This window comes from Micromonospora sp. URMC 106 (genome assembly GCF_051386395.1).
Lineage (GTDB): Bacteria > Actinomycetota > Actinomycetes > Mycobacteriales > Micromonosporaceae > Micromonospora.
The window spans coordinates 1-12953 of sequence record NZ_JBPQTP010000152.1 but is presented as its reverse complement, the minus strand read 5'-3'; the positions used below and the strand labels follow the sequence as shown (position 1 = coordinate 12953).

Sequence of the window (12953 nt, the reverse complement as noted above, 5' to 3'; positions counted from 1 at the left end):
GCTCAGCGGTCAGGCCGAGGCGGCGTACGCCCGTCTGGTGGGCCGGCCCCTCGGCCGGCCTGCCCGGCGCCGCCGGCGGTGGCGTCAGCGTCATCGACGTCAGCGAGGCGACATTCCAGTCCGAGGTTCTCGAACGCTCGCTCACCACACCGGTGATCGTGGACTTCTGGGCCGAGTGGTGCGAGCCGTGCAAGCAACTCTCGCCGGTGCTGGAGCGGTTGGCCACGGAGGGCGGCGGCGCCTGGGTGCTCGCCAAGATCGACGTGGACGCCAACCCGCGGATCGCCCAGATGTTCCGGGTGCAGGGCATCCCCATGGTCTACGCGGTGGTCGGCGGCCAGCCGATCGACGCCTTCTCCGGCGTGGTGCCCGAGGCGCAGCTGCGCCAGTGGATCCAGGCCGTACTCAAGGCCGGTGGCGTGACCGTCGCCGAGCCGGAGGACCCGCGCCTCGACGAGGCCGACGACGCCCTGATGAGCGGCGACCTCGACGCGGCCGAGCGGGCGTACAAGAAGATCCTCGCCGAGTCGCCGGCGGACGCCGCGGCGGAGGCGGGCCTCGCCCAGGTCGGGCTGGCCCGCCGGGTGGCGGGAGCAGACCCGGGCGCGGCGATCGCCGCCGCCCAGGCCAACCCCGACGACGTCGAGGCCCAGCTCCTGGCCGCCGACATCGAGGTGCTCAGCGGTCAGGCCGAGGCGGCGTACGCCCGTCTGGTGGGCCTGGTCCGCCGCACCGCCGGCGACGACCGGGAGAAGGTACGCCAGCACCTGGTCGGCCTCTTCGCGGTCGCCGGGCCGGAGGACCCCGCGGTCGCCTCGGCCCGCCGGGCGTTGGCCAGCGCCCTGTTCTGAGCACGCAGCACGCCAGCGCGGGCCGGCGTTCCGGCCGGCCCCCCCGACTCTTCGAGGACGGGAGCCCATGATGCGCCGGATCGCCGTCCTCGACGCGCCCAGCAACCTCGGCCTGCGCCCACCCACGCCCACTTCGGTGCCCGGCTGCGCCAAGGCCCCGGGCGCGCTGCGCGACCAGGGGCTGCTCGCCCGGCTGCGGGCCCGGGACGCCGGCTGCCTCACCGCGCCCCGCTACGACCCCGGCGACTGGCGCCCCGGCGACGGCGTCTGCCACGCCCGGGAGATCGCCGACTACTCGGTGGCGCTCGCCGAGCGCATCGGCGCGATCATCGACCGCGGGGAGTTCCCGCTGGTCCTCGGCGGGGACTGCTCGATCCTGCTCGGCTCGGCGCTGGCCATGCACCGGCTCGGCGAGGCGGTCGGCGGCCGGATCGGGCTCGTCTTCGTCGACGGCCACTCCGACTTCCGGCACCCCGGCAACGCCTCCTACGTGGGCGCGGCGGCCGGTGAGGACCTCGCGCTGGTCACCGGGCGGGGGCAGGCCGACCTGGCCGCCATCGAGGGCCGCCGACCCTACTTCCGGGACATCGACGTGGTGGTGCTCGGCATCCGCGCGCAGGACGAGTACCGGCTCGACCTCCAGGCCGCCGGGATCACCACCCGGCCGGTGCCGGCGCTGCGCGCCGAGGGTGCCGCACGCACCGCACAGTGGGCGCACGAGCAGCTCGCCGACTGCGCCGGCTACTGGGTGCACATCGACGTCGACGTGCTGGACCCGGCCGTGATGCCGGCCGTAGACGCCCCCGACCCGGGCGGCATCGCCTTCGCCGAGCTGGAGATCCTGCTGGCCGGGCTGGTCGACACGCCGCACTGCCTCGGCGTCGAGCTGACGGTCTTCGACCCCGACTACGACCCCGACGGGGCGTACGCGGCCGAGATCGTCAACACCGTGGCGGCCGGGCTGCGCCCCGTCTCCGCGCCGGGCGCGGTGCCGCCCCGGCTGCTGCCGGGCCCGCCGGCGGCTGCCCCCTCGCCGGTCCCCCCGGCGCGGCGGGGCAACGGCCGTCCCACCGAGGCCCCGAGCATGCTCTCCCCAGCGGTCGCCCCGGCCTTCGTCTCGGCCCCCGCCCCCGCCGTCGAGGACGACGGCGAGGACGCGGGCGGCGTCGAGGAGCGGGCCGAGGACGATGCGCCAGCTCTCCTCGGGCCGCTCGGTCCGGTCGCCCCGGTGGCTGCCGGCTCCGCCGGCCGGGTCGAGCCGGGCCAGGTGGGACCGGGCCAGGTCGGGCCGGGCCAGGTGCGGCCGCACGACTCCGCCGGTCCGGTCGGGCCGGGTCAGGTGGGGCCGCACGACTCCGCCGGTCCGGTCGGGCCGGAGCCGCTCGCGCCGGAGCCGGTCGGGCCGCCTGCCTCCGCCGGCCCGGGCCTGCTGCGCCGGGCGCCGCTGGCGGGTCTCGACCCGGGGGCCGCGCTGCCCGCGACCGACGACGGCCCCTCGCCGTCCACCGCTGGCATCGCCTGACCGACGATGCGGGCGCGGCGCAGGGGGCCGCTTCGGGCGCACCGGCGCACCGGAGGCTCCCGGCCGCTCCGGCTGCTTCGGACGCGCTGGCCGCTCCGGGGGCGATCCGCGGCCGGCTGGCCGAACCGGGACGACCCTGATCAGGATCGGGCGGTCGGTCCGTGGCCCGGCGGGCGTCACCGCCGGGGGACGCCCACCCGGCGATGGGCGTGACGCGTCGGTCGGGCTGGCGTGTCCTGGCGCGTCAGCGGGGGAGGGCGCGCAGGAACCGTTCGGCGATCGGTACGGCGGTGGCGGTGCTGGCCCCGCCCTGCTCGACGAAGACCGCGAACGCGACGTCGCCCTGCCAACCGACGAACCAGGCGTGCGTGTGCGCCGGGTTGTTGTCGTACTCGGCGGTGCCCGTCTTGCCGTGCACCGGAGCGCCCGGCACGTCCTTCAACGCGCTGCCGGAGCCGGCGGTGACCACCTCGCGCATCATCGTCCGCACCGACTCGACCGACTCCGGCTTGAGCTCGGGGCCCGGTTCGGCCGGCTTCGCCGGGGCCGGGTCCAGCACCAGCTTCGGCTGCTCGAACCGGCCGCGGGCGACCGCCGCGGTGGCGGAGGCCATGGCCAGCGGGCTGACCACCGTGGTGCCCTGCCCGATCGCCGCGGCGGCCTGCTCGGTCGCGCCGCCGTTCGCGGAGACCTTGCCGGTGAAGGCGTCCAGGCCGAGGTCCCACTGCCCCTCCAGGCCCAGGGACCGGCCGGCGACGGCCAGCCCGTCGGGGCCGAGCTTCGGCGCCAGCGCGGTGAACGCCGTGTTGCAGGACTTGGCGAAGTCGGTACGGAACGGCACCGAACCCAGCTCGAAGTTGTCGGAGTTCTTGAACGGCCGGCCGTCCACGGTGAACGTTTTCGGACAGGCCACCGTCGCGTCCGGGGTGACCGCACCCCGGTCGAGCAGGCCGAGCGCGCTGACCATCTTGAAGGTGGAGCCCGGCGGGACCTGGGCGGTGAAGGCCAGGTTCTCCCCGGCCGCGCCGGGACCGTTGGCGGCGGCGAGGACGGCGCCGTCGCTGATCCGCACCGCCACCAGCGCCGCCCGGCGCTTCTCGGCGTGCAGGGCGGCGTCGGCCGCGTTCTGCGTGGCCACGTCGAGCGTCGTCTTCAGCGGCTGCCCCGGCTGCGGCTCGCGGCGGAACACCTCGGTGCCGGTGGGCACCAGCGTGCCGTCCGGGCCGGGGCGCTCGGTGATCACGGTCAGCCCGGGCGCGCCGCGCAGCCGCTCGTCGTAGCGGCCCTGGAGGCCGCCGTGGCCGACCAGGTCGCCGGCCGCGTACCGGTCGGGGTGCTTCGCGAGATCGTCGGCCTGGGCCGGGTCGACGGAGCCGAGCACCGCCCGGGCGAACTCGCGGGTGGGCGCGAGGTCGATCTTGTCCTTGCGGAACTTCGTGCCCGGCAGGTCGTAGACGCGCGATCTGATCTGGCGGTACGCCTCCTCGCGCAGCGTCACCACCTCGACGAACGCGCCGGGATCGGCGTCGGCGAGCCGCTTGGGCAGGCCGGAGAGGTCCACCGGCGGGGTGATCGCCGGCCGGATGGCCCGGAAGGCGGCGTCCAGCTTCCGGCTCAGCCCCGCGACGTCGGTGACCTCGCTCGGTTGCAGCCCCACCCGCACCACGGGCCGGGGCGCCACGATCGGCTGGCCGGCGCCGTCGAGCACCGCGGCCCGGGGGCCGGCGTCCCGGCGCAGCCCGAGGCGGTCGCCCCGGCTGAGCTGCTCCTGCACCAGCTGCGGCTCCCAGATGACCCGCCACTCGTCGTCGCCGCCCCGACTGAGCCGGACCTGCCGCTCGTACGCCCAGCGGGTCTGGCCCGGGAGGGTCCACTCGACCTTGACCACCGCCGTCGCGAGGTCCGCGGTGATCTTCGCGTCGCCCTGCCTGGTCAGCGCCGGCGGCGTGGCCGCGAGCTCCCCGGACAGCTCCTTGATCTCGCGGGACACGTCGGCGGCCGGCACCTTCGCGCCCGCCGGGTCCACGAACCCGACGGCCTGGAGGTCGCCGGAGCGCCAGCCGGTCAGGAACGCGTCGACGCTGCGCTCCGGACCGTCACCGTCCGAGCACGCGGTGAGCGCGACGGCCGCCAGCGCGGTCGCGGCGAGCACGGCCAGCGGCGGGCGGTACCGGTTGCGGCGGTGACGGCTGGGGTACGAGAGGTGCATGGAGCGGGTCCCTCCGGGTCTCGGACTGCCCCTGCACGCTAGTACGCACGCGCCGGCCGCACGGCCCCTGCCCGGCGCGACGTGCGCAAAGACGGAGCAGTGACGGTGTGATGAACAACCCGAGGCGGGGTACTCCCCGAGCGGCCAACCTCGTACCCGCAACGGGTGAAAGGACAAAGTCCGGAACCGGACGTCCGCACCGTGGTCCGCCGACGAAGGGGCGGAACGGCAGGGCCTAGGCTGGGCGGCAGAGTGACCCACAACGCGGTGGGTCGAGGGGAGTGGCACCGATGGACCGGCGTCCGGCGATCAAACCGGGACCCGACCTCCGGCAGGATGACACCAGCCGGGACGACAGCTTCGATTCGGCAACCGACGGGGACGGCTTCGGCCGGCTCGACACAGGAGTGACCGGGATGACCGGTTCGAGCATCGACACCATCTACGATCTGGGGATGCCGGCCGACGCGCTGGCCGACGACGTGGAGGACAACGAACTCGACGAGCCGGTACCCAACGCGGAGCGCCTGGTGGCCCAGGCCGTGGCGCTCGCGGGGGACGACCACGACGCGGCGACACTGGTCAGCCGCTTCTGGCGGTTCGCGCCCGACGAGGAGCTGATCGGCTTCACCGCCGAGGAGATGCTCGACGCGGCCCGCGCGCACCGGGACCTGGCCCAGCAGCGGGTGCCGGGCGAGTTGAAGCTGCGCATCCACGAGCCCGACGCCGACCAGCACCACACCGTCATCGAGATCGTCACCGACGACATGCCCTTCCTGGTCGACTCGGTGACCGCCCTGCTCAACTCGCACCACCTGGACGTGCACCTGCTGGTGCACCCGCTGGTGGTGGTGCGGCGCGAGCCGCTGGGCCGGCTGGTCGAGGTCGCCGCCGACGTCGAGCCCGACGACGCCATCGCCGGTGACCTGGTCGAGAGCTGGATGCACATCGAGGTCGACCCGGTCCGCGACGCCGCCGAGCGGGAGAAGCTGCGCCGGGAGCTGCAGCGGGTCCTCACCGACGTGCGGGAGGCGGTCGAGGACTGGCCGAAGATGCGCCAGCGGGCCCTCGCCCTGGCCGACGAGCTGGCCGCCGCGCGGACGTCGGACAACCGGCCGCCCGTGCCGGAGAAGGACATCACCGACTCGGTGGAGCTGCTCCGCTGGCTCGCCCACGACCACTTCACGTTCCTGGGTTACCGGGAGTACCGCCTGGTCGACACGAGCGACGGGGGCAAGGCGCTGGAGGCCGCGCTCGGCACCGGGCTGGGTATCCTGCGGCAGGACTCGCCGGACGCCCGGCCGCTGTCGTCGATGACGCCGGAGGCGCACGACAAGGTCACCGAGAAGCGCCTGTTGATCATCACGAAGGCCAACTCCCGGGCGACCGTCCACCGGTCGGCCTACCTGGACTACATCGGCTTCAAGGTGTTCAACTCCGCCGGCGAGGTGGTCGGCGAGCGGCGCTTCCTGGGCCTGTTCTCCACGGCCGCGTACCGCACCAGCGTGCAGGAGCTGCCGGTGGTCCGCCGCAAGGTGGCCGAGGTGCTGGACCGCTCCGGCCTGAGCCAGCGCAGCCACTCCGGCAAGGATCTGCTGCAGATCCTGGAGACCTACCCGCGCGACGAGCTGTTCCAGATCAAGACCGAGGACCTCTACCACGCGGTGATCGGCGTGCTGCGCATGGCCGGTCGCCGGCAACTGCGGGTGTTCCTGCGCCGGGACGCGTACGGCCGGTTCATCTCCTGCCTGATCTACCTGCCCCGGGACCGGTTCACCACCCAGAACCGGCTGCGGATGCAGGACATCCTGCTGCGCGAGCTGAACGGCGTCGGGGTCGACTACACCACCCGGGTCACCGAGTCGATGCTCGCCCGGGTGCACTTCATCGTCCGGACCGACCCGAACAGGGCTCCGGGCGACATCGACGCCGACCTGCTCGCCGAGGAGCTGGCCGACGCCACCCGGCTGTGGGACGACGACTACCGGCTGGTGCTGGAGCGCAAGCTCGGCGACGAGCAGGCCAAGCACCTCTTCGCCCGGTACGCCGACGCCTTCCCCGAGGGCTACAAGGACGGCCACACGCCGTACGAGGCGATGAAGGACCTGGCCAAGCTGGAGCTGCTGGAGGAGCCCGGCCAGCTGGAGATGCACCTGTTCCGCAAGCAGCTCGCGCCGCGGGCCGGCGGGCGGGGACCGGACGTCGACGGCGCGATGGACGTCCGCTTCAAGGTCTACCGGTACGGCGAGCCGATGATGCTCTCGGCGGTGCTGCCGGTGCTGCACTCGCTCGGCGTCCGGGTGGTCGACGAGCACCCGCACGAGGTGGACCGGATCGACGGCCGCGTCTACCTCTACGACTTCGGGCTGCGGCTGCCAGAGGGGCACCAGGAGCTGGCCGAGGTGCGCCCGCACGTGGAGAACGCCTTCGCGGCGGCGTGGCGGGGCGAGGCCGAGGTGGACGGCTTCAACGAGCTGGTGCTGCGTGCTGGGCTCACCTGGCGGCAGGTGGTGGTGCTGCGGGCCTACGCGAAGTACCTGCGCCAGGCCGGCACGGTCTTCTCCCAGGAGTACATGGAGTCGACCTTCATCGCGTACCCGAAGCTCGCCGCGCTGCTGGTGGAGCTCTTCGAGGTCCGGTTCGCGCCGGGCACGGTGGACCACGAGGAGCGGCAGCAGCGCAGCAAGAAGCTGGTCGAGGAGATCCGCGACGCGCTGGACGACGTGGCCAGCCTCGACCAGGACCGGATCCTGCGCTCCTACCTGACGCTGATCCAGGCCACCCTGCGCACCAGCTTCTACCAGAAGCGCTCCGACGGGCGGCCGAAGTCGTACGTCGCGCTCAAGCTCGACCCGCAGGCGATCCCGGACCTGCCGGCGCCCCGGCCGAAGTTCGAGATCTTCGTCTACTCGCCGCGTTTCGAGGGTGTGCACCTGCGGTTCGGGCCGGTGGCCCGGGGCGGGCTGCGCTGGTCCGACCGCCGGGAGGACTTCCGCACCGAGGTGCTCGGCCTGGTCAAGGCGCAGATGGTGAAGAACGCCGTGATCGTGCCGGTCGGTGCCAAGGGCGGCTTCGTGCTCAAGCAGAAGCCGGGGGACCGGGACGAGGCGGTCGCCTGCTACAAGGAGTTCATCTCGGCGCTGCTGGACGTCACGGACAACATCGTCAGCGGTGAGATCGTGCCGCCGGAGGACGTGGTCCGGCACGACGGCGACGACCCGTACATGGTGGTCGCGGCGGACAAGGGCACGGCGACGTTCTCCGACATCGCCAACGAGATCTCCACGGCGCACAACTTCTGGCTCGGCGACGCGTTCGCCTCCGGCGGCTCCGCCGGGTACGACCACAAGAAGATGGGCATCACCGCCCGGGGCGCCTGGGAGTCGGTGAAGCGGCACTTCCGCGAGATGGGCCACGACACCCAGACCCAGGACTTCACCGTGGTCGGCGTCGGCGACATGTCCGGCGACGTGTTCGGCAACGGGATGCTGCTGTCGGAGCACATCCGGCTGGTGGCCGCCTTCGACCACCGGCACATCTTCCTCGACCCGGACCCGGACGCCGCCACCTCGTACGCCGAGCGGAAGCGGCTGTTCGAGCTGCCCCGCTCGTCGTGGGAGGACTACGACGCGCGGTTGATCTCGGCCGGCGGCGGCGTGTACCCGCGTACCGCCAAGTCCGTGCCGATCTCGCCGCAGGTCCGTGAGCGGCTCGGCCTGGACGCCGACGTGGACCAGCTCTCCCCGCAGGAGCTGATGAAGGCGATCCTGACCGCGCCGGTCGACCTGTTCTGGAACGGCGGCATCGGCACGTACGTGAAGGCCTCCAGCCAGACCAACGCGGAGGTGGGCGACAAGTCCAACGACGCGATCCGGGTGGACGGCAGGAACCTGCGCTGCCGGGTGGCCGGCGAGGGCGGAAACCTGGGCTGGACCCAGCTCGGCCGGATCGAGTACGCCCAGACCGGCGGTCGGATCTACACGGACTTCATCGACAACGCGGCCGGGGTGGACTGCTCCGACCACGAGGTGAACATCAAGATCCTGCTGAACACGGCCGTCGCCGACGGGGCGCTGACCGTGCCCGAGCGGGACGAGCTGCTCGCCGAGATGACCGACGAGGTCGCCGAGCTGGTGCTGCGGGACAACTACGACCAGGCCCGGGCGATCAACAACGCGCAGGCGCAGGCGGCCTCGCTGCTGCCGGTGCACCGGCGGATGATCACCGAGCTGGAGCGTTCCGGGGCACTGGACCGGGCCCTGGAGGCGCTGCCGCCGGACGAGGAGCTGGCGGCGCGGACCGAGTCCGGGCTGACGGCGCCGGAGTTCGCGGTGCTGCTCGCGTACGTCAAGATCGTCCTGGAGACGGAGATCCTGGCCGAGGGGCTCGCGGACGAGGAGTGGACGACCGAGGTCCTGGTCAACTACTTCCCGACGCCGATGCGCGAGCGGTTCGCCGACCGGATGGGGCAGCACCGGCTGCGCCGGGACATCGTGACCACCGTCCTGGTCAACGAGGCGATCAACCGGGGCGGCATCTCGTTCGTCTTCCGGGTCGTCGAGGAGACGGCCGCCTCGGCGGCGGACGTGATCCGGGCGTACGTGGTGGTCCGCGAGGTGTTCGGGCTGCGCGAGCTGTGGAACGCCGTGGAGGCCCTGGACAACAAGGTCGCCCCCGAGCTGCAGACCAGCGTCTACCTGGACACCCGGCGGCTGCTGGACCGGGCGGTGCGGTGGCTGGTCACCAACCGCCGCTCGCCGATCGACGTGCCGGCGGAGATCGCCCGGCTGCGCGACGGGGTGGCCCGGCTCCTGCCCGATCTGGAGGAGCGCTTCTACGGCAGCGAGCGGGAGTCGCTGGCGGCCCACATCGACTCGCTGACCCAGCGGGGGCTGCCGCGCGACCTGGCCGAGCAGGCGACCCGGCTGATGTACAGCTTCGGCCTGCTCGACGTCGTGGAGACAGCGGCGAGCAGTGGGCGCGACGTCGGCGAGGTGGCCTCGGTCTACTTCGTGCTCTCCGACCGGTTCCGGGTCGACTCGCTGCTGTCGAAGATCTCGTTGTTGCCGCGGGAGGACCGCTGGCAGACGCTGGCCCGGATGGCGCTGCGCTACGACCTGTACGCCGCGCTGGCCGCGCTGACCGCCGAGGTGCTCGACTCCACGCCCGGCACCCAGTCGCCGCAGGAGCGGGTGCTCCAGTGGGAGCAGTCGAACGCCACGTCGATCCACCGGGCCGAGCGGGCGATGGGGGAGTTCGACGAGTCCCGGGCGGACCTCGCCGCCCTGTCGGTGCTGCTGCGCCAGATCCGCACCCTGGTGCGGACCTCCGCCGCCGCCTGACGCCGGACCGCGCCGTCTTCCGCCGGCCGGGCGTCGCGCCACCGTGGGAACGCCGCGGTCGGCCGGCGGGTCAGGCGGGCATGGAGGCGAAGACGACCACGTTGTCCGGGTAGCTGCCGGCGGCCCGGTCGAAGACGCCGCCGCAGGTGACCACCCGCAGGCCGGGCCGGTCGCTGGGGCCGTAGACCTGCTCGGTCGGGAACTCGGTCTTCGGGTACGCCTTCACCGACTCGACCGTGAAGGTGGCCTGCTGCCCGTCCTCGCGGGTGACCGTGATCGTGTCACCGGGTTGCAGGGCGCCGAGGGAGAAGAAGACCGCCGGCCCCATCGCCGCCGAGTCGACGTGCCCGACGATGACCGCGTTGCCGACCTCACCCGGGCTGGGCCCCGGCTCGTACCAGCCGGCCAGCTGCGCCTGCTCCAGCGGAGGCACCTGGACGGTGCCGTCCGGGTTGGTGCCGAGCGACATGATCGAGGCGTCGACCCCGATCCGGGGGATGGAGATCGTGGTGGGGGTGGAGCGGGCGAGGCCGCTGGCGGCCCCGCCGCCCACGTCCGGGTCCACGCCGTCCGGTCCCGGCACGTCGGCCACCGCCGGCCCGCTGCTGGCCGGCGCGGCCTGGGCCAGGGGTTGGGGAGGGCGCGGAGCGGGCGTGGTCTTGAGCGAGGCGCCGATCATGCCGGCGCCCACCATGGCGAGCAGGACGACGACGGCCGCGCCGGCGGCGCGCCACGGTCTCCCGTGACGGCCGCCGGCCGGTGTCGCCGTCATGTCAGACGAAGGACTCATCGGTCCGACGCCGACGCATCAGCACGAGGCCCCCCAGGGCCGCCGCGCCGAGCAGGCTCGCCCCACCGGCGGCCAGGCCCCGGTCGGTGCCGGCGCCCACGCCGCCGTCGCCGCCGTCGACCCCGCCGCGGGGCAGGACGACCAGCTCGCCCTCGCCGCACGAGCCCTTGAGCTTGTAGCGGCCCGGCTTGGCGTTCTCGGAGACCTCGGCCTCGCCGTAGTAGACGAAGTCCCGCTTGTGCTCCCAGCGGTCCTTGCCCTTGCCGTAGCCCTCGGACTCCTCGTCGGACCAGCCGTTGTCGTGGCCCTTGCCGCCGCGCTCGTCCGAGCCGCGCCCGTCGTGGTCCTTGCGGTCCTCGCGGCGGTGGTCACCACGGTCCGAGCCGCGCTCGTCGGAGCCGTACCCGTTCGAGCCGTACCCCTCGTGGTCGTACCCGTTCGAGCCGTACTCCTCGTGGTCGTACCCGTTCGAGCCGTAGCCCTCGTGGTCGTACCCGTTCGAGCCGTACCCATCGTGGTCCTTGCGGTCCTCGCGGCCGCCCCGGTCGCCCTCGGCGTCCTGGCCGTGCTCGTAGCCCTTCCAGTCGCGCTCGCCCTCGTTGCCGGCGGCGTCGGCGCCCCCGCCCTGACCGGCCGGCGGCTGACCGCCGTTGGCCGGCGGCTGGCCACCGTTGGCCGGCGGCTGGCCGCCGTCCGCCGGCGGCTGGGGCCGCCCGGTGCCGTCGTCCGTCGGACGCGGCTTCGGGGTCTCGTCCTTGCCGTCGTGGTCGCGGCCCTTGTCGTGGTCGCGGCCCTTGTCGTGGTCATTGCCCTTGCCGTGGTCGCGAGAGCCCTCCTCCCCACGCCGGTCGGTGCGGTCCTGGGCCGGCTTCAGCTTGACCTTGCCGGTGACCTTGGACCATACGAAGGCGTGCTCCTGGGGCTCCGGGCAGATCTCGAGCAGCTTGACCGTGTCGCCCGCCTTGACGACGTGGGGCTTGGCGTAGACCTTGCCCTCGTTGTCGTGGTGGCCGTCCGCGAACGCGATCCCCGGCGTGAACACGAGCAGGGAGGCGCCACCGAGGGCAGCGCCCGCAACGACCTTCCCGAGCATCTTGTTTGCCATGACCTGCGTCACTCCATCCCTGTTGTCCTGGGCTCGGTCGACAACCGAGCTACGGACGACGTTAGACCGTTTCACGACCTATGCAGGGAAAGATTCGTGTTTTGACCTTTGTTGCTGGTGGAGGCGATAGGAGTGTTAAGCAACGGTTTGGCGGCGTCCGGTTGCCCGTCGCGTCGTTGCCGCCCGGCTGCGCCCGGAACGCCCGCTCGGTCCGTCCGGGCGCTCGGGTGGCCGGCGTCCGGTCCCATCGGCCCGGGCTCGTCGTGCCACCGGCTCGTCGCGCCGTTGCGCCGTCGCGCCGTCGTGCCATCGACTCGTCCCGCCGTCCCGCCGTCCCGCCGTCCCGCCGTCGCGCCGGCGGCTCCGTCGGGGCCGCCCGCTTACATCGAGGCATTGCCATGGAAGCGCTCCCATGCAAGAATCTCCGCACGCGGTTCTTCAGGAGCCACACCGCGCAGGCAGGAGTCGAGGGCAACCGGTGCGCCGGACGACCTCCCGCCTCCGGCCGGCCGTCGTCGCCGGTCGCACCACCACCACGCCCGTCCGGGTCGGGCACCCCCGAAGAATCCCGTTGGCGCCGGCGGTCGTCCGCACAGGACGCCCACCGGGCCGTATCGCCGGGCCGTTCGCGGATCCGGTCTCGCCCAAGGAGATCAGTGGCATGAATGTGTGGAGAAGGCTGTCCGGCCCACGCCGGGCCCTCGCGCTCGGCGGCGCGGGCGCCCTGGTCGCGGGCGGACTGGTGACCCTTCCGGTCACCGTGGCGCACGCCGCGACCCAGTGCGACGTGTCGTACACGACCAGCGACTGGCAGGGTGGATTCACCGCCACCGTCAACATCAAGAACGTCGGTGACGCCCTCAACGGCTGGACGCTGGGCTTCACCTTCCCGGACGGCAACCAACGGGTGCAGCAGGGCTGGTCGGCCCGCTGGTCGCAGTCGGGCCAGAACGTCACCGCGCAGAGCGAGTCCTGGAACGGGTCGGTCGCCAGCGGGGCCACGGTGAGCATCGGCTTCAACGGCGCCTGGAGCGGCAGCAACCCGAAGCCCACGTCGTTCACCCTCAACGGGGTGACCTGCAACGGCGGCACCACCCCCACGACCCCGCCGCCCAGCACCCCGCCGCCCAGCAC

The 12953-nt window shown here is 73.3% G+C and carries 6 protein-coding genes and 1 pseudogene; 4 read left to right on the top strand and 3 right to left on the bottom strand.

Features of this window, described 5'->3' with window-relative positions:
- Window positions 1-851 (top strand): tetratricopeptide repeat protein (locus ACSNOB_RS29585; protein ID WP_436690459.1); only part of this gene is annotated, 851 nt, incomplete at its 5' end.
- Window positions 852-918: 67 nt separating this feature from the next.
- Window positions 919-2052 (top strand): annotated as a pseudogene (locus ACSNOB_RS29580) (arginase family protein); the annotation flags it as partial.
- A gap of 565 nt (window positions 2053-2617) precedes the next feature.
- Here the strand turns inward: ACSNOB_RS29580 and ACSNOB_RS29575 are convergent.
- Window positions 2618-4582, bottom strand: a complete 1965-nt coding sequence (locus ACSNOB_RS29575; RefSeq protein WP_436690457.1) for a penicillin-binding transpeptidase domain-containing protein — start codon at window positions 4580-4582, stop codon at window positions 2618-2620.
- A gap of 290 nt (window positions 4583-4872) precedes the next feature.
- Between ACSNOB_RS29575 and ACSNOB_RS29570 the strand changes: the two genes are divergently transcribed.
- On the top strand, window positions 4873-9924 hold the full coding sequence (locus ACSNOB_RS29570) for an NAD-glutamate dehydrogenase (protein WP_436690455.1): 5052 nt from the start codon (window positions 4873-4875) through the stop codon (window positions 9922-9924).
- 70 nt (window positions 9925-9994) lie between these two features.
- On the opposite strand, the gene ACSNOB_RS29565 is transcribed toward ACSNOB_RS29570, so the two are convergent.
- The gene (locus ACSNOB_RS29565) at window positions 9995-10696 is read right to left on the bottom strand and encodes a class F sortase (RefSeq protein WP_436690453.1); all 702 of its coding nucleotides are present in this window, start codon (window positions 10694-10696) and stop codon (window positions 9995-9997) included.
- Window position 10697: 1 nt separating this feature from the next.
- Window positions 10698-11819 carry a hypothetical protein gene (locus ACSNOB_RS29560; RefSeq protein ID WP_436690451.1) on the bottom strand — a complete coding sequence of 374 codons (1122 nt, stop codon included), beginning with the start codon at window positions 11817-11819 and terminating at the stop codon, window positions 10698-10700.
- Window positions 11820-12480: 661 nt separating this feature from the next.
- On the opposite strand from ACSNOB_RS29560, the gene ACSNOB_RS29555 reads away from it, so the two are divergent.
- A partial coding sequence (locus ACSNOB_RS29555; RefSeq protein ID WP_436690449.1) for a cellulose binding domain-containing protein occupies window positions 12481-12953 on the top strand: 473 nt, incomplete at its 3' end.